Source organism: Mesorhizobium sp. M0106, from assembly GCF_040322715.1.
GTDB lineage: Bacteria > Pseudomonadota > Alphaproteobacteria > Rhizobiales > Rhizobiaceae > Mesorhizobium.
The window spans coordinates 61,653-80,890 of record NZ_JAMYUA010000007.1 but is presented as its reverse complement, the minus strand read 5'-3'; the positions used below and the strand labels follow the sequence as shown (position 1 = coordinate 80,890).

Below are 19,238 nucleotides of genomic sequence, written 5' to 3'. Positions count from 1 at the left end.
GATGGAAGGTTCCATAGTCAGCCGAATTCACCTTCCGCACGCCACTGAAATGCACGTGCCGACGCGCGAGATCAATCCGCGCATGAGGCCATTCCTGCGCGAACAGGTCGACGCGCAGACCCCCTTCCATCAACTCCTCATTACCATCGCGAGGAGAAAATGGTTCCTGCTTGCAATGGTGATTTTGGGCGGAGTGTTGGCTGGGCTTGCGGGTTTTGTGCGTCCTGTCCTGTTCGAGGCGACCGCACAGGTGATTGTCGATGCTCCTGGCAGGAACGCGGCTCCCGGAGGTGCGGATTCCGCTCAGGAGATGCTGGATGCGAGCATTGATGACCACTTAACCATGCTCTCTTCGCAGGGGCATCTGCGTCGCCTGGTGGCAGCCCTACGCGAGACAAAGATCGGCAACATTGCTGAGCAAGGTGATGTCGGAAATTCCCGCGCCGCCCCGGTAGGCGGCAACCTGCAGAACATACGCACCTTTGCAGCTGGTCTGCTAGAAAGGATTTGGCCGCAGGGCGGGCCGGAGGCGGCCGATGCAGCCGAACTCAAGGCATTGCGGAAGGGCATGAGGGTTGGACAGGAACTGAGATCAAGGGTGATCACCGTCGGCTTCACCGACGACGATCCGGCGCGAGCCGCCCTGGTGGCCAATACGTTCGTCCAAGTATACATCGACGATCTCGCACAGAAGCGCAGGGCGTCAGACAGGCTGGAACTCGCCTCGATCGTCGCCAGCCTGCCGGTCGTACAAAGCGACCTGGCGAAAGCGACCGACCGCCTGGAAAAGTATCGACTGAGCCATGGCGCGGTCGATCAAGGTGCGGCGGATAACGCTGCCAAGGAGACAGCCGAACTTAGTCAGCAGATATCCTTGTCGAAAGCGGATCTCTCAGCGACGGAATCTCGCCTTCAGCACATCGAGGCTTTGCGAGAGGAAGGAGCATCGGTGGCGGCGCTCGCCGAAGCGATCGGGTCTCCGGTATTGGCCGACATGGCGGCCCGCCAAGCCAACGACAATGCGGATGCGGGCCTTAGCACTGCGATCAACGGCGAGATCGAACAAGGCACTGCTCGCATTGCGGCGGAGGGGAACATCTACCGTGCCCAGATCGCTGCTCTGGAGGGCCGTAAGAATGTGCTCGATGCGGTGGTGGCCGACACAGCCGGCCGGCTTTCCGGCTTGCGTGCGCTCGAGCCGCAGGTCAGCATCCTGACGCAGCGATACAACCAGCTTCTCACCCAACAACAGGATCTGGTGCAGCGCATCGCAACTCCCTTGCCCGGGGTCTCGATCCTTTCAGCGGCATGGCCGCCAACGAATCCAAAAACCCTGCCGCCCATCTTTCTTATTCCGCCCGGCATGATCGTGTTTGGCCTCATTGGCGGGGTCTTCGTCTTGGTCCGCAGCCGTCTCAATCAGACCTTGCGCGGCGGGGCCGAAGCTGAAGCCGCGCTCGGGGTTCCGTGCCTGGGGCTGATACCGGAAGCGCCCACGATACACGCGAAACGACTACAGCAGCTGGTTCTCGGCCAGCAAAACTGCAGCTACAGCCGAGCCGTCACTTCTCTCCTTGTCACCGTGGCTCTCAACAAAGCGAGAGGCCGTGCGTCGCACGTCATCCTCGTCACGTCCAGCGTCCGGCATGATGGCAAGACCGAGCTCGCATGGAGCCTCGCCTTGGCAGCTACCCGACTTGGGGGACGAGTGCTTTTTCTCGATCTTGACGGCACGGGCGCCCGCCTCACGAACGAGTTTCTGAACGAATTCGGTGCGTTCAAGCCACATAAATCCTTTGGAGACTATATGAGCGACCGTTGTCCGCTGCACGACGCGGTCACGGGAATGCCTGAAATTGGAATCGACTTCATGGCACTCGCACCATCAGAGGATCTGCTGCCGCAACTGTCCATGATCGACGGGTCCCTGGTCACAGATGAGCTGCGCTCGATGTACAGCATCGTCATCATAAATGGACCGCTGGGGCTTGGAGGACCTGAGGCCAGGCTACTGACGGGCTGGGCTGACGCGGTTCTTTTCGCTGTTCGCTGGGCCAGGACGCGTCGCAGCATCGCGCGTGGTGTTCTGCAGTTGCTGACGGAGGACGAGACGGCTCAGGTCCCCGTAGGCAGCGTTCTCACGCAGGTCAATCTTAGGAAACACGCCGGCTACCGGTTTGGGGACAGCGCGGATCTCTTGCTCGAGAGAACATCATGAATGTCACATGCGGGATTCCGCGTAACGACCGCCACGGCATTCGACCTGTCGAGCGGAAGATAATATCGACGATCTCGCAGTCCGGAGCAGGGTCCGCGGCCAAAGGCGATCAAGGCGATGAAATGCGCGACGCCGGCGCAAAAGACATCGACGATTTCAGCGATCCGAAGCTCGCCCGCTTCCCTGCGGCCTCCGTTGCTCCAACGAATATGGTTTTGCCGCACAAGGAGGACACGGGCCGGGGTCTCGGCTATGCCAGCATCTTCGCTCTTTTGGTCTATATCGGGGGTGCGGGCTTGACCAGCTTGGCGCAGTTATTGATTGCGCGCATCGTTGGCTCCACCAGCTATGGCATCTACTCCTATGTTCTGGCCTGGACCTCGGTGCTTGCCTATCTTGCAACGCTTGGTTTCCATGTATCCTTGTTGCGTTTCGTCTCCGCCTACAGTGCCAAAGGGCGGCTTGACCTGGTACACGGCGTAATCAGGTTTGCTCTGCAGAGGTCGCTGGCGGCGGCGACACTATTCGGCATCGTTGGCGCCGCCTTGATCTTTTTCTTTTCAGATCCTTCTCACAAGGAGCTTCAAATCAGCCAGCTGCTAGGCATGGCAGCAGTGCCTTTGGTCACCGCCTACGCTTTGGGCGCAACACTTGTTCGTGCTTTCGGCGGCGGTGTCTCGGCCCTCCTGCCGGAACGCATAGTGCGCGACGGCCTCTTGTTGACGTTGCTGGGAATGGCGGGCTTATCCGGATCATGGACCCCCAACGCACCCTTGGTGATGCAGGCGGTGCTGGCAAGTTCAGCCATCACGGTCGGCCTGGTGTTCGTCATGGCGACAAAATTTCAGCCGCCTGGCTTGCGGCAGGTTCAGCCAGGCGACGAGTCGCGGGAATGGTGGTCCGCGGTTCCGCCAATGATGCTCATGGCTGGGCTCGATGTTTTCATCAGCCGGGCCGGAGTCATGGTGCTGGGCTGGACGCATCACATTCGCGAAGCAGGCATTTTCGCATTGGGATTGAACGTCGCCTTGCTTGTGAGCCTTTCCCTGGTTGCCGTCTCTACGATGTTTGCGCCGACAGCGGCTGCCCTTCATGCCCGAGGCGATCGGCTGGCTCTGCAGCAGCTGTTTTCACGGGCCGCCCTACTTTCCTCTGGTGGGGCTCTAACGATGGCCATCCCGATGCTTGCGATTATTGAACCTCTGTTGAGCTGGTTCGGCGGGGATTTCAGTACCGCGGCACCCGTCGCGCGGATACTCATTCTCGGATATGTCTTTGTCGCGCTGTGCGGACCCCAGATGCTCCTCTTGATGATGACCGGAAACGAATGGGCGGCAGCCGCAACCATGATCGTCGGCGCTGCGGCCAGTATCATAGGCTGTGCCACAGGAATTGCGCTCTACGGCGCGCCGGGCGCCGCAGTGGGCCTCGCGCTTGCGTTGGCGATTTGGAATGTGGCGATGTCGATCTACATCAGCAAACGGCTGAAAATTATCCCTGGGCTGATCTTTGCGCTAACATCGTTCAGAACGCACGCAGTCGAAGGCCAGCGGCGACATTGGTTCCTGCGCTGATTTGAGACCGTCGCGCCCCGATACGCGACGGCATCAGCGTTCAGGAATTTCGAGTCCAGGGTTGTGTCGGATAGAGACTGGCGAGAGCGGCTTTGTGGCCGACGCGTTACGCGCCGAGTGGCAGATCATCGCCCGACAGGGCCCGCGGCCTACACGGTGGCCTCATTCACCAACGTCTGTTGCCGTATGCTGGCCGCGGCATCCGTTCCATGAAAGTCCCGGTACCATTCGACAAAGCGTCGCACTCCGTCCTCTAGCGGTGTTGCCGGGGCGAAGCCGACGGCCTGGCGAAGATCGCTGACGTCGGCACGCGTCTCCAGAACGTCGCCAGGCGGCAACGGCACATCCACGCGAACTGCCCGGCTGCCAAGTGCGGTCTCGATGATCGAAATCAGCCGGTTGATCTCCTCGGGCCGGTCGTTGCCGATATTGTAGACGCGATACGGCGCGGAACTTGTGGCAGGGTCGGCGGTGCAAGGGTCCCAATTCGGATCTGGCTGCGGCGGTGTAGCAAGTGCTCGAACCACGCCCTCAGCGATATCGTCGATATAGGTGAAATCTCGCCACACGCGGCCGGCATTGGCTACTTCAATTGGTTTGCTCTCGACGATCGCGCGCGTGAACAAGTAGACGGCCATGTCGGGCCTGCCCCAAGGGCCATAAACGGTGAAGAAGCGCAGTCCGGTCACGGGCAAGCCGAACAAATGGCTGTATGAATGCGCCATGAATTCATTCGAACGCTTGGTGGCGGCGTAGAAGCTGACGGGATGATCGGCGCCGTGGTTTTCGGAAAACGGTATGGTTCGATTCAAGCCGTAGACGGAGCTCGAAGAGGCGTAGACGAGATGACTGACGCCATGATGCCGGCAGCCCTCAAGGACGTTGAGAAACGCCACTATATTCGATTGCACATAGGCGTGCGGGTCAACAAGTGAATGACGCACGCCGGCCTGAGCCGCGAGATGGACAAGATGTGAGGGGCGAACGTTTGAAAACAGCAACTGAACGCGCGCGGCATCCGCCAGATCCATTCGTACCGGCGTGAATTTCGCCTCGCTACAGAGGCGTGCAAACCGCGCTTCCTTGAGCCGCAGATCGTAATAGGGCGTGAAATTGTCGACGCCCACGACTTTGACACCAAGACGCAAAAGCCGTGAGGCCACGTGAAAACCAATGAAGCCCGCGGCGCCGGTGACGACGATCGGTCCTGTCCGTGCAAGTTTCTTCACCGCGCGGTCCGAACGGGATCGAGCGATTTCCATCTTCTCCGCTGCGGCAAGGACAGAATCGCTGCATAGATCGTTGTCCACTTGTCGCCTTTCGAATCCGTTCGACAGTACCGAATAGCCGGTCCGGGATTGCGGCTTTCGATATTTACGCTGGCGCATCGAACCTAGTGGAGTGCGCAATGCGGTGCACGACCTGCCAAGTCATGACACGCCAACTTGCGTAGTTTGAATCCCGGGCGGATGCCGACGTCCGGCGATTGGATCTAAGTGGCCGGCCTTACGGCAGGACCGAAATACGGCCAAGAAGAGCCACCAGTTCCGCCTGGCGTTTTGTTTCGGTCTTGGCGAACAGCGAGGCAAGCTGGGAACGGATCGTGGTGCGGCTGAGACGCCAGCTGCGAGCGATCTCCAAAGGTGCGTCGCCCTGGGCTAAGCGCAAGGCGAGGTGCGTTTCTGCGCTCGTCAAGCCAAACATTCTTTGCAGCGTCCGAGGATTTGGCCCCGACCTGTTGTCGCGATCCAGCAGCGCCACAATGCTCGTTCCGTCGGGAGCGATAACGCCGTTCTCGTTCAGTATCACCGGTCGGTCGCCCCTGCTGCGGATCACCACCCAAGACAACGAGCCCGGCAGGAATTGGCCCGGAACATTCGCGATCAGCCGCCTTAGGGCGGCCGTAAGTCCGCTCGCCGTGTCGGCCGCTTCGCCCTGGCGCTCAAGCGTGGTTTGGGCGGCTGCGTTCCACTCGACTACTTTTCTTTCGCGATTCAGCACGAGATAGCCACAGCCAATGCGATCAAGCACGCCGGTTATGGATTCCAGACTGCGGCCTTTTGGTTCGCCGAACCTTGCGTCCAATGGATCCGATGCGCGATCGGGAAGGTGACCAGAAGAGGGCCGCGTATTCCGCGCTTCAAAATCATACTTGGTCCTCGTAACAATGTACCGATTGCTCGAAGCATCGACCTGTCTATCGATCAGATTCATTTTCTACCCCTAACCCAAAGTTTCACACGCCCGAAATAAATATTCGGGATTCATGTAGTCTTCTATGTGTAGCTGGATTCTAGTCTTCTATGCGCTGACGGATAATACGTTCATCACCACCTTGAAAACTTAATATGATCCGACAGTTCTAAGGCAGCTCTTAGGCCCCGCTGCGTCCGATAAAATGCGCGCTATGATAGCGGTATGGCAATCCGGCAGTGGTACTAAGCTGTACGTTTTTTGCTCTAGTCTCGACGGGCTAGTCAGAAGGTTGTAGTCTGTGTCCATGAGCTCGCAGTCGCGCAGGTCGAATTCGAACCCGTCGGGCAGATTGCTAACTCATATTGCCTCTGCATCGGTGTTAGCTGCCACACTGATATTTGAAATAAAATCGTCAGCCTATATTGGGCAAGGCGCCAGTTTTCTGGAATTTATTCCGGCTATTATTATTATCGCCTATCTCGAAGACCGTGTACCGGCGCTCGCTGCGACCATTCTGATGGTGGCTGTCGGGCTGTGGGCACGAGGACACGATCAGATTTCAAGTGGAGATTGGGCACGCGCAATCCTGCTTCTGGTTTCGGGTGGCGTGATTGCCATGACCTTCCATCGTCTGCGGCAGGACTTGCGTGAGTTGCTGGAAGTCGCGGAGGCCAGGCTCGCTGCCGTCGAGGCGACCGAAAGCCGCTATCGTTGGGCCTTCGAACGTGCTGCCATGGGATTCGCGAACACCAACAAGAAAGGTGAGTTGCTGCAGTCCAACAGACGCCTTTGTGAGATGACCGGGTACAAGGAGGAGGAGCTTGCCCAATTGCAGCTCGATACGCTCGCCCATCCGAACGACCGGGATACCTTGGCGCAATTGCTGGCGAGGTTGGGCAATGACATTTCTTCGTTCGTTTCGGAGGTGCGTCTGTCACGAAAGGACGGTACGGCATTCTGGGCCAGGCTAACGCTTTCTTCGTCCGTGCCCGAGGGTGGCCTCTCGGAGAGCATCTTCGTGGTGGTCGACGATATTTCGGAACGACGCGCTGTTCACGAAGCGCTTCGGGCCCAGAAGGAATGGCTGGACCTCGCTCTGTCTGCTGGACGCTTGGCCACGTGGCGCATAGACCTTAAAGACGGAATAGTCACGGGCTCGGACACGTTCTGGGACATTCTCGGCCTGGCCCAGGCCAATAGCCGCAGTTTGGAGGAGCTATCAGCTGTCGTTCATCCGGCGGACTGGCCAAAGCTGGCGGCATCGAGAAAGGCCGCGCCCTCGGTCACGAATTACGATGTTGAGATACGCGTCCGCCGACCGGACGGACATATCCGCTGGGTTGCGCTGCGCGGAAGGGAGGAAAGACATGATGATGGTGGACAGCGGCTTGGAGTGGCTGCCGACCTGAGCGAGAGACGACAAACCACGCTGCTGCGCGCCGCGGCAAAGAAGCGGGAGCGCATCATGCTCGAACAGCGTCACAGATTCGGCAACGTTTTCGCGGTGATCACGGCGCTCGTGAAAATGGTCGATGTTCCCGGAAACAACGTCGCCAAATACAAGGAAATGCTGATCGACCGGATACGCGCGCTCGAGGCAACCCATCTGCTTCTTTCACGCAACGGCAGCGTATCGGGGGCGATAAACGATCTCGTTGCGCAAGAATTGCACCCATATATTGGAACACGTGCGATATCGGTCAGCGGTCCTTCCGTGGCGATGTCGGGAGGCGCCGCCGAGAGTTTTGCAATGATCGTTCACGAGCTTGCCACCAATTCCATGAAATACGGAGCGCTTGCCGATCCAAAAGGCCGGATCGACGTAAGCTGGACGTTCGCACCTGAAGAAACAGGCAGCGATATCGTGTTCGAGTGGGTGGAATCGGGGCGGCGTAGGACCTCAAGCGTAGTCCGTCATGGCTTCGGTTCCATGATAATCGGAGTGGATGGAGCGCCGCTTGTCGGTCACTCTCCCAGGCTGGAAATATCGGACCAAGGGTTGCGGTATTCGCTGCGGCTGTCACGCAAGGAAATCGGATTTTAGTGCAGTGCTCCAATCGGAAAGCAGATATCTAAAGGCGGGTCGCGCTGAGCGGCCTTTGAGATGCGCAGGGTTCCTTCCAAGAATGTCGTCGGCCCAAAGCTGCGCCGCGGCTTTGGGATATGCAGTAAAATGCATGAGGAGTCTTGGGACGCCGTTTGCACGTCCAAAAGGACGCGCGGCGCTCTAGCTGGCATGTCTCGAAAGCCAAGTCTTCAGCATAACGGCAGCCTCGGTCCGATTGCGTACCCCCAATTCACGCAGAACCGCAGCAGCGTGGATTTTCGTGGTCGCCTCTGCGATTTCCAGATCGCGCGCAATTTCCTTGTTTGAATAGCCTTCCGCCATCAGCTTGAGGACTTCCTTTTGCCTCGAAGTCAGCCTGCCAAGGTTGACGCCAGCGGTACGCCTCTGTGGGCCTTTGTCGTCGGAATGGGTATGCGCGTGGGTTGTTTGCGTCGCTCCCGGGCGTGACAGAAGTGCAGGAACATAGATGCGGCCGGAGAGGATTTCATTGACGGCCAAAACAACCTCTTCGTCCGTCTGCGATTTTACGATGTAGCCGTGAAGCCCGATCGACAGAGCCGTGAGTATTTCCGAGCGTGAATCGTTTCCGGAAACGATCGCAAATCGCGTGTCCGGATAGGCAGACAGGATCCCGCCGAGCACTTCTTGATTGAACAGGCCCGGCATATTCAGATCCAGGATCGCAAGATCCACGAACGACTGCTCTGCCAGCAAACTGAGCACCGCGTCGAAACAAGACGCTTCAAAGATCTCCACACCTGGAATGCCTGCGGTCAGTGCCAATCGCAAGCCGCGACGATACAAGCCGTGATCGTCGGCGATGACGATTCGATACATTGAACTACCCCAACGCCAATCTGAATGGATTGAACGGTAATGGCCTGAAAGTCGTGGCCATCCACTCGTCGATTCATCCAGCCGACGCTGCGGCACCCCCAACACCGCAAACGCCAGATTTCTAATATAATCTTAAATGACGGGAAACGCTCCTCTTTTTTTGCCCCTTGTGAGCGAAACCCGCCGAACGTCGTCGAACATACGTTCTGACCTTTTGGACAGCTGACAGACCGGCCGGCCGTTCAGCAGTGCTATAGGTCTAAAGATATAGAACAGCAAAACGGCTGAATTGTTACCATTCGAATGCACGACGACATCCACCCTGACGGCCACATACCATCCAGATGCAATGTCCGGATCAGGGGACAGTGGAGAAATCTCACCGGTCTTCTACGGGAAATCTCACCGGTTCTTCTGAGGGGACAAGAACGCGTTTCCCGGGTGCTGACCAGGGCAGGATAGCCGGCCCGTGACGATAGCGTTCAGGCCGAATGAACAAGGGAGGACCAGGATGAAAGCGGTTATTCAATGTGGAGGAATGGGAACACGCCTCCGCCCCTTCACTTCGGTCTTGCCGAAGCCGCTCATGCCGATCGGCGCACGGCCGGTTCTCGAGATGCTTCTGAAATGGTTGCGACGCAACGGCATTCAGGAAGTTTATATTACAACCGGGTATCTCGGCCACTTGATCCGCACCGTGTGTGGAGATGGCTCGCAGTGGAACCTGAAAATTCGATATACGCAGGAGATGGAGCCGCTTGGCACCATCGGGCCACTGTCTTTGATCAGGGATGAACTGACGGAGCCATTCATCGTTCTCAATGGCGATGTCCTCACGGATCTAAGCCTCAGTCGATTTGTAGCAGCGCACCGTAAGCACACCGATCCAGTGACGATCGCAACAGCCTGTCGCCTGATCAAGATGGATTTCGGCGTCATCGACGAAGTCGACAATACCGTGCAGGTCTTTCGCGAGAAGCCGACGCTTTCGCATCTGGTCAGCATGGGAATTTACTGCATGAACCCGGATGTTCTGCAGTTTATCCCATCCGGCATACCCTTTGGGTTCGACGACCTGATGCTGCAGATGATGCAGAACGGCACAACCGTGCACGTGTACAAACATGAGGGTCTCTGGCTCGATATCGGGCGCGTCGACGATTTTCAGAACGCACAGACCATTTCCTGGGAAGACCAGTCGGCCTCGATCGAGGTCACTGCGACGGCTGCATGATGAAGTCACGAGCCCGGTTCCCACAGTTATCAGTCTAGGAGGTTGTGATGCTCTTGGTCAGTGCCCCGATCTTGGGTGTGCCGGAGAAGACTGCTTTGACCAAGGTCATCGACAGCGGCTGGCTGACCATGGGGGAGCAGGTACGAGCCTTCGAACAAGCTTTTGCCGACGTTCATGATGCGGAGGATTGCGTCGCGGTCAGTTCTTGCACCGCAGCGCTTCATCTCATTTTGCACGCACTTGGCATCGGACCGGGCGACGAGGTGCTGGTGCCATCCTTGACGTTCGTGGCGACCGCAAATGCGGTCCTCTATGTCGGTGCGACGCCGGTTTTCGTCGACATCGAGTCAGCCGACGTGCCGCTGATGTCGATCGTGGAAGCCGAAGCGAAATGCACGGCCCGCACCAAGGCAATCATTCTCGTTCATTTCGCCGGCTACCTCGCCGATCGGGAACAATGGCAGAGGTTCGCCCGTGCCCGGGGGCTGCACATCGTCGAGGACGCGGCGCATGCGCCGGGCTTGAAGGAGGTGGGGACATTTGGTGCCGCGGCCGCCTTCAGCTTCTACGGCAACAAGAACATGACCACGGCGGAAGGCGGGGCTGTGATCGCCAGGGATGCCGGTCTGCTCGAGACAATCCGCCAGGCGCGTGGACACGGGATGACCACCGGGACACGTCAAAGACTGAACAGCCGCACCCCTCAGTATGATGTCACCATGCTCGGATTCAACTATCGCATGGATGAATTGCGGGCTGCGATCGGACTGGTCCAGCTGCAAAATCTGCAGGAGTGGAATGAGATCAGGCGTATCCTGGTCATGCTGTATCGACGTCTCATAGCGAAGCATTGCCCGGCCGTGACCATCCCGTTCCACGAGCCGCGGACGTCGGCCTACCACATCATGCCTATCCTTTTGCCACGTTACGCCGACAGGCAAGACGTCATCGACGCACTGCGCGGGCAAGGGATACAAACCACTATCCACTACCCGCCGGTGCACCAGATGACGCTCTATCGTGAGCTCATTCCCGGTACTCACTTACCGCGCACTGAAGATTTCGCGCAGCGCGAACTGACTGTACCGCTGCATCCGCAGATCACCGCGCCATTGGTCGAATCGGTAGTCGTCGCTCTTGCCGCGGCGGTCAATAATTGCGCTCAGACAGGAACAGCCGCATGAATGCCCTGGACCTAGCCATTCACCGGTCTAACGTCTCGAGCGCCGCCCATGGGTCTGCGAGACGAGCAATCGATCTCGTCATTGCTGCAGCCGCGGCGATCGTCTTCGCCCCGCTGATGCTGCTGATTGCCGTGGCGCTGCTGCTGGAAGGCGGGCGGCCCATCTTCTTCACACAGACCCGCGTCGGGGCCGGTGCTCGCCCATTCCGCATGTACAAGTTCCGCAAGTTCAGCGTGCAATGCGACCCCGGTGGCTTGGCTCTGACCATGGCCGATGATAGCCGCATGACGCCGATAGGACGGTTCCTCGCCGTCACCAAGTTCGACGAACTGCCACAGCTTTGGAACGTCTTCAGAGGCGAGATGGCAATCATCGGGCCACGCCCGGAGAGCCTTGCCTTCGCCGATTGTTTTCGCGGGGGCTTCGAAGACGTTTTACAATACAAGCCAGGCTTGCTGGGTCCAGCCCAGGTTCTCTTCCGGCATGAAGCCCGTTTCTATCCGCGATCGGTGGACCCGCTACTGTTCTATCGCCAGGTTCTGTTTCCTGCCAAAGCCAGGCTCGACCTTTCCTATTATCCGCAGCGCACGATCGGCTCCGATGTTGTGTGGATGGTGCGCGGCTTGCTGGCGGTGCTTGGCGTGGTTTCGCCGCCGCCGATTGGACCTTGAGAGCAGGTGGGACATCCGCGCTCTCGTGGATTTGCAAAGTCAGTGCCTCACGTCATAGGGGGAACGCTTGGGTCATGGCATACAAGGGCAGGAAAGTTCTGGTTACGGGTGCCGACGGGTTCATCGGTTCTCATCTCACCGAAGCACTCGTCCGCAGCGGCGCCGACGTCACCGCGCTGGCACTCTACAATTCCTTCGACAGCCACGGCTGGCTGGACGATTTGCCCGACACCATACGACGCCAGTTGAATCTCGTCCGCGGCGATGTTCGCGACAGCGCGTTCCTTAACCGGATCGTGCGTGGCCAGGCGGTCGTGTTTCATCTCGCCGCACTGATAGCTATTCCGTATTCGTATGCCGCTGCCCAATCCTATGTGGAGACCAACATCCTGGGCACGGTCAACGTTCTCGAAGCGGCGCGCCAATGGGAGACGGAGCGTGTAGTGCACACTTCGACAAGCGAGGTTTACGGCACCGCGCTGACAATGCCTATCAGCGAATCCCACCCGTTGCAGGGGCAGTCACCATATTCGGCATCCAAGATCGGCGCGGACATGATGGCGGAGTCTTACGCCAGATCGTTCGACATCCCCGTGGTCATCATGCGGCCCTTCAATACGTACGGCCCGCGCCAGAGTGAGCGGGCCATCGTACCGACCATTATACGCCAGGCTCTCGACAAAAAATGCCCGGCGATCATGGTGGGAGACACAAGCCCAATCCGCGATCTTACTTTCGTGGAAGACACCGCGGCGGCGTTTTTGACCGCAGGTTCGGCCGAGCTCGAATTTGGCCATGCCTACAACGCCGGAAGCCAGCGCGCTGTGACGATCTCGGACATATTGGATCTGGTGATCGAGTTGAGTGGCTGCAAGAAACCAATTCACCGCGACGAGCGCCGCCTGCGGCCGCAGAATTCCGAGGTGCGTGCCTTGCTGGCCGATTCTTCGCTCCTCGAAAGCAAGACCGGATGGCGTGCCCAGACCAGCCTGCGCGAAGGCTTGGAGCGGACCATCGGATGGTGGCAAGGGCGCCTCAGCGAAGGCCGGGTGCGACACGAAATGGGTTACATGACATGAGCTTTCGCCCGGGAGGATTGGCTCCGCTGTTGATTGCGGCCGCGGTATCGCCGGATTCGAGCCAGAAGGAGATTGTCGCCCATGGTCCTCGTTGATCGAATCCTTATTGTCGTGCTCGGCATGCTGGCTGCCATGGATATGGCTGCTGCAGCGGAACCGCGGGTCGCCTATCGACTTTCTGCCGGCGACACCGTCGAGATTGGAATTGCCTCCATCCCGGAGCGAACGCAACGTGCGGTGGTCCAGATGGACGGCACGATCGCGCTTCCCGAAGTCGGTATGGTTTCGGTGGGCGGCTTAACTCCGGCTGAACTGCAAACGCGCATGCAGACGATCTTGCCGACCAAGATATTCCACCAGCGTCTGCCTGATGGGCGGGAGCAAATGATCGTCATCAAGCCGACAGACGTGACCGCCGTGGTTGCGGAGTACAGGCCGATCTATGTGACCGGCGACGTGCTCACTCCCGGACAGCAGGCCTACCGCCCGCTGATGACCGTGCGGCAGGCGATTGCCGTGTCAGGCGGTTTCAGCCTTTTGCGGTCCCGGGCAAACCAGGTTGGCCCAGATCCGGTGGATCTGCGGCGCGATTACGAGTCGCTTTGGGGGGAATATACGAGAGATTATTTTCATAGCGCCCGCATCCGCGCCGAACTTCAGGACAAACCGACTTTCGACATGCAGCCACCACAAGGATCTCCCTTGCCGGCAAGTTTTGCGTCGGCGATCGCGCAGGCTGAAGCGGAAGGGCTGAAGCTCTCGTTGGACAACTTCCAGCAAGAGCAGGGCTTTCTGGATAAAAGCGGCAAGGATGCCGCCGCACAAACCGAGACCTTGCTCAAACGCGAGCAGGCCGAAGCGGATGGGGTGAAGGCGGACGAAGACGATCTGGCGCGCGTAAGGAAAGCGTTTGAGTCCGGAAATCTCACCAACAACCGGCTCGCCGACGTTCGGCGCGCTTTGGTTCTCTCTTCCAGCCGGGCACTCGAAACGTCGGTTGAGCTTATGAGAGCACGACGTCAGCAGGACGATTTTGCCAGACAGCACGAACGCAATGACAACCAAAGGCGGATGGGTCTGCTGATCGAGTTGAAGGATACCAACGTGCGCCTTGCCGACGTCAGCGCAAGGCTTCGCGCCGCCAGCCAAAAGTTGCAGCCCACGGGAGCTGCCGCACTGCCGTTGCCGGTTGCCGGCGAGAAGGTCCAGGCCGAGGTCACGATCATTCGCAAGGTCGGCGAAGAATGGCGAAAACAGCTTGCCCAAGAAGACACCGAGGTCATGCCGGGAGACACGATCGAGGTCAGATTCAGCAGCGCTCTCGAAAATGCGGCGACCCGATAGATCGGGCCGCGTTTCGCAACCGCTTTACTGCCTGAAGGCCCTGGAAAACTGGTCGGTAAGGGGCTTCATCAAGTAGGACCAGACACTGCGCTCGTCGGTTCTTATGTGGACTTCGGCGGGCATCCCCGGTTTGAGTATTTTCTCTCCTGTCAGGCACGTCGCTTCATTCTCGACGTCGATGCGCGCCGAAAAAAAGGAAAGCTGGCGTTGCTGATCCTTGATCAGATCCGCTGAGACGCGCTTGACCGAGCCTTCGCAAGCAGGTGTGGTGCCGGCGTCGAACGCTGGAAAGCGGATCGACACCTGCTGTCCGGGATGAATCTCATCGATACGCGACGGAGGAATGGAAGCGTCGACGACAAGGTTGTCGGAATCGGGCACAATCATCATGAGCACCTCTCCTGCGCCAATCACGCCTCCTACGGTATGGACCGAGGATTCTTGTACTGTGCCCGATTGCGGGGCACGAATGTCTGTCCTGCTGAGTTCGTCTTCGGCCACCACCTTGCGCTCACTGAGCTCGGTCTGCTTGGCTTCCGTTTCGCGAAGTTCGTTGGTCACGTCGCTCCGCATTTGTTCGTCGAGCTGAAGCACCTGCAGGTCCGTTTCACTGATGTGAGCTTGTACCTCTGCTATCGCTGCGACAAGGCGTCCCGATTCGCCGCGAGCCCGGGTCTTGTCCAGGCTGACATTGCTCAACCTCTCCTTGGACACCAACTTCTTTGCGTAGAGAGATTCGACATCCGCAAGGTTCTTGGTCAGCAGATCCAGAGACTCGTCCGTTGCAGACTGCTGCGATTTGAGGCCATCGATCTGACGTTCCAGCTGCTTCGCGCGGCTTTGTAATTGTGCCTTCTGGCCAGCCAGCGCCGCAGCACGGCTTTCAAACAAGGCACGCTCGCCACTGACAAGTGCCACCACTTGCGGGTCGCCCATTTGAGCGCGAAGGTCGGGCGGGATCTGCATTTCCGGCAGACCCTGGCGCTCGGCCTCCAGTCGGGCCAGACGAATGGTGGCGCGATTGAGGTCCTCGGTGATTATCTGCAGGTTTGCTCGGGTCAATGTGTTGTCCAGCCTGACCAACACATCGCCGGCCTTCACATGATCGCCGTCCTGCGCGAAGATTCCGCCGATGGTGCCGCCGGTTTGATGCTGGACCTTTTTAATGTTGCTTTCGACCACCACGGTTGCGGGCGCAATCACCGCGCCGGCAATCTTGGTCAATCCCAACCAGAGCCCTCCGCCAAAGATCAACAGCAAGCTGGTTGCCAGGCCCAAGAGCAGATTGGCCCGGATGCCATCCGGCTCTGGCTTCGTCTCCAACGAACGGCTTTCGCCATCGGCTGCGACGTATGACGACACGGCAACAGCAGAGCGATACCTCGCATATGCCCGGCTGCACCTTTGTGCGGCGGAACGACAATGTGCTGCTAGGCTCCGGACCAGAGTATCCCAGGGTAGATTGGCTCGAATCCCATCCGGCTCCGGCTTCTCCCCGGTCGGCTGGCCTTCGCCGCCAACCGCAGCATATGACGACATGGTCACGTTAGACACTAAGCAATACCTCACGCATGCCCGCTTGCACCGTGCTGCAGCGGAACGACAATGTTTGTCTTGTCCGGGCGCGGGAAGGGCCGGATCACATTTGCCAGAACGTCTTCGCGCGAGCCGAACGAATGGAGCATCCCGTTCGACAGGACGAGTACCTGATCGATGTTGACGAGAGCGGAGGGGCGATGCGCAACGACGATCACGATACCGCCGCGCTGACGCACTGCCAGGATTGCGCCGGCCAAAGCAGCATCACCGTCTGCATCCAGATTGGAATTTGGTTCGTCAAGAACGACGAGGAATGGATCGCCGTAAAGTGCCCTGGCAAGCCCGACGAGCTGCCTCTGCCCAGCCGAAAGGGCCGCGCCGCCTTCTCCGATGCGTGTTTGAAAACCCTGCGGAAGACGCATGATCATCTTGTCCACGCCCGCAGCCTTGGCAGCTGCCAGCACGCCTTTTGCGTCGCGCTTGCCGCCGAACCTCGAAATGTTGTCGGCGATCGTCCCGTCGAACAGCTCAACGTCCTGCGGAAGGTAGCCAATATGAATGCCGAGCAGTTCTGAATTCCACTGATCGAGCGAGGCGCCGTCCAGTCTTACCGTGCCACGAAGCGGCTTCCATGCCCCGACCAAAGCGCGCACGAGCGTGGTCTTGCCGGAGCCGCTCGGGCCGACGACCGCCAACCCTGCGCCTCTCGCCAAGTGGAAGCTTACATTGAAGATGGTGGGCTTCTGCAGGCTTGGTGGCGCGACGGTCAATTCCTCGACCGCAAGCTCAGCCTTCGGGCCGGGCAGTTCCATTGGCTCTTGCTGGCTATCAAAAGCATCCAGGGCTGCCGACAGCTCGGTATAGCTTTTGCGGGTTGCCAGAAACCCTCTCCAGTTTGCGATCGCCACATCGACCGGCGCCAGCGAGCGGCCCAGCAATATGGACGATGCAATGATCACGCCAGGCGAGGCCTCGCCGCCGATCACAAGGTAGGCACCAAGCCCTAGCACACATGATTGCAGGGCCATTCGGAGCGTCTTCGACAGTGAGCTTGCTGCGCCGACGACGTCGGAGAGCCGTTCCTGGTTCTTCAGATAAAGATGACTGACCTCGTTCCAGCGCCGGCTAAGCGGGGCGGAAAGGCCCATCGCCTGAACAACCTCTGCGTTGCGGCGGCCGGAGTCGGCCAGAAGCCGCTGCGCTACGAGTGTCTCAGATGCACGAGCCGCAGGTTTGCGGCCGATGATCTCGGCAACCACCGTCAAAAACACAACGGCACATGCGCCGAGCGTTGCCAGCACGCCAAGCGCGGGGTGCAGCAGATAGATGACCACCATATAAAATGGTATCCAGGGAGCGTCGAATAAGACTGTCGGCCCGAGCCCGGAAAGAAAGCCACGTAGCTGGTCCAGATCACGAAGCGGGTGTACCCGGTTCGCATCCGGCCCGGCGACGAGGGGCAGGGAAAGCGAGGCTGCGAACGCTTTTTGCTGCAGATTTCTATGCAGGCGGCTGCCGATGCGGACCAACAGGCGAAGCCTCACAAAATCGAGGAGCCCATAGGCCGCGTAAAGTCCCAGCATCCCGACTGTAAATCCGACAAGAGTCGGCACGCTCTGCGAAGGCAGCACGCGGTCATAGACCTGGAGCATGTAGACGGAGCCGGTCAAGGCGAGGATATTTATCAATGCCGAGAAAACGCCTACGCCGACGAGGCCGTGCACACAGCCGAACATTGCGGAGCGGAGATCGAGCGAGCGCCCTTTGGTCGACTTCATGATGTGCGCTCGTTGACGCGAAATTGCCGCGCAATCTCGTCGATTCTTTCGATGAGGGACAAACTTTAACCTTCCGGGAAGCAGCAGCCCCGCCCCGCTGCTGGAAACATTACGAATTGCTTACATACGTGCCTTCTTTGATTAAAATGTAGCAAAATCGTGACGCCAGGCTGAGAATTCGGCAACCGGCTCGCTAGGCTGGGGATAACCGGGTCGAGTAAGGAGATATTCCTAATCATGACACGGCGCAGAAGCTTATGGTCATCTTTGTAGCATCAAGGCTTCAAAGCGTCTGGGGAGGGATCGGTTTTGATTTTGTCGATCGAGAGTTAAACGGTTTTGAGATACACTTCATCGGTACGCAATTGTCGGCCACCAACGCCGGCTAAATCGGGGAGGCGAGTGTCGTGAGCGAAGAGATCAATGTTGCCGATGCCTACGGCAGGGGGCGCAGCACCTTCATGGGATTGCAGTTGCTGGTCTCGCCCGGTGCGCTTGTTCCTCGGCCGGAAACGGAACTGCTTGGCAAGGCCGCTCTCGATGTCCTGAGCCAACTGAACCTGCCGGTGCCTCGCGTTGTCGACATGTGCTGTGGGGCGGGCAATCTGGCGTGCGCCATCGCGCACCACGCTCCCACCGCGCGCGTGTGGGCAAGCGATCTTACCGACGGATGCGTGGAGGTCGCGCGCCGCAACGTCACCCATCTTGAAATCGAGGACCGGGTAACGGTGCTTCAGGGCGACTTGTTCAGCGCCTTCTCAGGGTTGGAGCTCGACGGCACGATCGACGTGATCGTTTGCAACCCGCCCTACATTTCGGAAAAACGGCTCGAGGGCGACCGTTCGCATCTGGTCGAGCTCGAGCCGCGTGAAGCATTCGCAGCCGGCCCCTACGGCCTGAGCATCCACATGCGGGTGCTCAAGGAGGCGCCGCGCTATTTGCGGCGCGGAGGCATCCTGCTTTTCGAGGTGGGGCTTGGCCAGGACCGGCAGGTCATGAGTTTGCTCGAGCGTTCCAAGGCCTATGAGAGTATCCGGGCAGTCACCAACCAGGCCGGTGAGGGCAGGGTGGTTGTGGGACATACGAGGGCGCAGGCGTAAGCATCGCAGCCGCGGCAGGTAGACGCGCTGTCGCGGCTAGAAACGGCCGGGAAGTTGAAAACAGAGTTGCGCGAGATTTCGGGAATCAGTTTCTCTTGCGTCAGTTTCTCTTGCGCATGACGTATTGCGCAATTCCCTCGATGGAATCGAGATTCTCCGGCAGCAGCTCGCTGTCTTCGACCGTGATGCCGAAGGTCTCCTCGATGAAGCCGATAACCTCGAGCACACCCGTCGAGTCCACGATGCCCTGGTCGAGGAGCGAGGTGTCGCTCTCCAGGCTCTCGGGATCGGCTATATAGAAATTCGAAGCCAGGAAAGCGCGAATTTGTTCGCTGCAGGTATCGGTTCTATCCTTGGTAGATAACATTGATTTCGCCTCCGGTACAAAAGATGAATGCTGATCAACTTCGCCCTGG

15 protein-coding genes are annotated in these 19,238 nt (G+C 58.8%); 9 read left to right on the top strand and 6 right to left on the bottom strand.

The annotated features are described in order from the left end of the window. Position 1: 1 nt before the first annotated feature. Together NKJ55_RS09595 and NKJ55_RS09590 are read left to right on the top strand one after the other, a co-directional pair. Positions 2–2,218, top strand: coding sequence for a GumC family protein (locus tag NKJ55_RS09595; RefSeq protein WP_352449681.1), 2,217 nt, complete (start codon positions 2–4; stop codon positions 2,216–2,218). Further along, positions 2,215–3,792 (top strand): lipopolysaccharide biosynthesis protein, encoded by a 1,578-nt coding sequence (locus tag NKJ55_RS09590; RefSeq protein ID WP_023675614.1) that lies wholly within the window; start codon positions 2,215–2,217, stop codon positions 3,790–3,792. Before NKJ55_RS09595 ends, NKJ55_RS09590 begins: the two co-directional genes overlap by 4 nt. Positions 3,793–3,941: 149 nt before the next feature. Here the strand turns inward: NKJ55_RS09590 and NKJ55_RS09585 are convergent, their stop codons facing one another. Beyond that, positions 3,942–5,054, bottom strand: a complete 1,113-nt coding sequence (locus tag NKJ55_RS09585; RefSeq protein ID WP_352449680.1) for an NAD-dependent epimerase — start codon at positions 5,052–5,054, stop codon at positions 3,942–3,944. Positions 5,055–5,298: 244 nt separating this feature from the next. After that, a complete protein-coding gene (locus NKJ55_RS09580) occupies positions 5,299–6,006 on the bottom strand; it encodes a helix-turn-helix transcriptional regulator (protein WP_352449679.1) in 708 nt (235 codons plus the stop codon). 286 nt (positions 6,007–6,292) lie between these two features. Between NKJ55_RS09580 and NKJ55_RS09575 the strand changes: the two genes are divergently transcribed. Beyond that, positions 6,293–8,032 (top strand): sensor histidine kinase, encoded by a 1,740-nt coding sequence (locus NKJ55_RS09575; RefSeq protein ID WP_352449678.1) that lies wholly within the window; start codon positions 6,293–6,295, stop codon positions 8,030–8,032. A gap of 183 nt (positions 8,033–8,215) precedes the next feature. Here the strand turns inward: NKJ55_RS09575 and NKJ55_RS09570 are convergent, their stop codons facing one another. After that, the gene (locus NKJ55_RS09570; RefSeq protein ID WP_023675618.1) at positions 8,216–8,893 is read right to left on the bottom strand and encodes a LuxR C-terminal-related transcriptional regulator; all 678 of its coding nucleotides are present in this window, start codon (positions 8,891–8,893) and stop codon (positions 8,216–8,218) included. A 511-nt stretch (positions 8,894–9,404) separates the two neighbouring features. Here NKJ55_RS09570 and NKJ55_RS09565 point away from each other — a divergent pair. The 5 genes from NKJ55_RS09565 to NKJ55_RS09545 all read left to right on the top strand — a co-directional run bounded on the left by NKJ55_RS09565 (position 9,405) and on the right by NKJ55_RS09545 (position 14,405). After that, a complete protein-coding gene (locus NKJ55_RS09565) occupies positions 9,405–10,127 on the top strand; it encodes a nucleotidyltransferase family protein (protein ID WP_023675619.1) in 723 nt (240 codons plus the stop codon). A 47-nt stretch (positions 10,128–10,174) separates the two neighbouring features. Further along, positions 10,175–11,311 (top strand): DegT/DnrJ/EryC1/StrS family aminotransferase, encoded by a 1,137-nt coding sequence (locus NKJ55_RS09560; RefSeq protein WP_254819382.1) that lies wholly within the window; start codon positions 10,175–10,177, stop codon positions 11,309–11,311. After that, positions 11,308–11,982 carry a sugar transferase gene (locus NKJ55_RS09555; RefSeq protein WP_023675621.1) on the top strand — a complete coding sequence of 225 codons (675 nt, stop codon included), beginning with the start codon at positions 11,308–11,310 and terminating at the stop codon, positions 11,980–11,982. The genes NKJ55_RS09560 and NKJ55_RS09555 overlap by 4 nt, the downstream gene beginning before the upstream one ends. 74 nt (positions 11,983–12,056) lie before the next feature. Then, a complete protein-coding gene (locus tag NKJ55_RS09550; RefSeq protein ID WP_023675622.1) occupies positions 12,057–13,061 on the top strand; it encodes an SDR family NAD(P)-dependent oxidoreductase in 1,005 nt (334 codons plus the stop codon). A gap of 81 nt (positions 13,062–13,142) precedes the next feature. Next, positions 13,143–14,405: a polysaccharide biosynthesis/export family protein gene (locus NKJ55_RS09545; RefSeq protein WP_352449677.1), complete on the top strand. Its 1,263-nt coding sequence runs from the start codon at positions 13,143–13,145 to the stop codon at positions 14,403–14,405. 24 nt (positions 14,406–14,429) lie between these two features. Here NKJ55_RS09545 and NKJ55_RS09540 read toward each other — a convergent pair whose 3' ends face one another. Both NKJ55_RS09540 and NKJ55_RS09535 read right to left on the bottom strand, forming a co-directional pair. After that, positions 14,430–15,728 (bottom strand): HlyD family type I secretion periplasmic adaptor subunit, encoded by a 1,299-nt coding sequence (locus NKJ55_RS09540; RefSeq protein WP_352449676.1) that lies wholly within the window; start codon positions 15,726–15,728, stop codon positions 14,430–14,432. A 242-nt stretch (positions 15,729–15,970) separates the two neighbouring features. Further along, positions 15,971–17,722, bottom strand: a complete 1,752-nt coding sequence (locus NKJ55_RS09535) for a type I secretion system permease/ATPase (RefSeq protein ID WP_352449675.1) — start codon at positions 17,720–17,722, stop codon at positions 15,971–15,973. Between the two features lie 407 nt (positions 17,723–18,129). Here NKJ55_RS09535 and NKJ55_RS09530 point away from each other — a divergent pair, with 407 nt between their 5' ends. Further along, the gene (locus NKJ55_RS09530) at positions 18,130–18,822 is read left to right on the top strand and encodes a N5-glutamine methyltransferase family protein (protein WP_352449674.1); all 693 of its coding nucleotides are present in this window, start codon (positions 18,130–18,132) and stop codon (positions 18,820–18,822) included. Positions 18,823–18,922: 100 nt separating this feature from the next. On the opposite strand, the gene NKJ55_RS09525 is transcribed toward NKJ55_RS09530, so the two are convergent. Continuing rightward, entirely contained in the window at positions 18,923–19,189 is a 267-nt protein-coding gene (locus NKJ55_RS09525) for an acyl carrier protein (RefSeq protein ID WP_023675628.1), read from the bottom strand. Positions 19,190–19,238: the final 49 nt, after the last annotated feature.

What these genes read in the sequence shown, in the direction of transcription:
- NKJ55_RS09590 (WP_023675614.1), top strand. Translation starts at nt 2,215, where the DNA reads ATGAATGTCACATGCGGGATTCCGCGTAACGACCGCCACGGCATTCGA.
- NKJ55_RS09585 (WP_352449680.1), bottom strand. Translation starts at nt 5,054, where the DNA reads ATGGAAATCGCTCGATCCCGTTCGGACCGCGCGGTGAAGAAACTTGCA.
- NKJ55_RS09595 (WP_352449681.1), top strand. Translation starts at nt 2, where the DNA reads ATGGAAGGTTCCATAGTCAGCCGAATTCACCTTCCGCACGCCACTGAA.
- NKJ55_RS09570 (WP_023675618.1), bottom strand. Translation starts at nt 8,893, where the DNA reads ATGTATCGAATCGTCATCGCCGACGATCACGGCTTGTATCGTCGCGGC.
- NKJ55_RS09545 (WP_352449677.1), top strand. Translation starts at nt 13,143, where the DNA reads ATGGTCCTCGTTGATCGAATCCTTATTGTCGTGCTCGGCATGCTGGCT.
- NKJ55_RS09575 (WP_352449678.1), top strand. Translation starts at nt 6,293, where the DNA reads ATGAGCTCGCAGTCGCGCAGGTCGAATTCGAACCCGTCGGGCAGATTG.
- NKJ55_RS09565 (WP_023675619.1), top strand. Translation starts at nt 9,405, where the DNA reads ATGAAAGCGGTTATTCAATGTGGAGGAATGGGAACACGCCTCCGCCCC.
- NKJ55_RS09580 (WP_352449679.1), bottom strand. Translation starts at nt 6,006, where the DNA reads ATGAATCTGATCGATAGACAGGTCGATGCTTCGAGCAATCGGTACATT.
- NKJ55_RS09550 (WP_023675622.1), top strand. Translation starts at nt 12,057, where the DNA reads ATGGCATACAAGGGCAGGAAAGTTCTGGTTACGGGTGCCGACGGGTTC.
- NKJ55_RS09555 (WP_023675621.1), top strand. Translation starts at nt 11,308, where the DNA reads ATGAATGCCCTGGACCTAGCCATTCACCGGTCTAACGTCTCGAGCGCC.
- NKJ55_RS09525 (WP_023675628.1), bottom strand. Translation starts at nt 19,189, where the DNA reads ATGTTATCTACCAAGGATAGAACCGATACCTGCAGCGAACAAATTCGC.
- NKJ55_RS09535 (WP_352449675.1), bottom strand. Translation starts at nt 17,722, where the DNA reads ATGAAGTCGACCAAAGGGCGCTCGCTCGATCTCCGCTCCGCAATGTTC.
- NKJ55_RS09560 (WP_254819382.1), top strand. Translation starts at nt 10,175, where the DNA reads ATGCTCTTGGTCAGTGCCCCGATCTTGGGTGTGCCGGAGAAGACTGCT.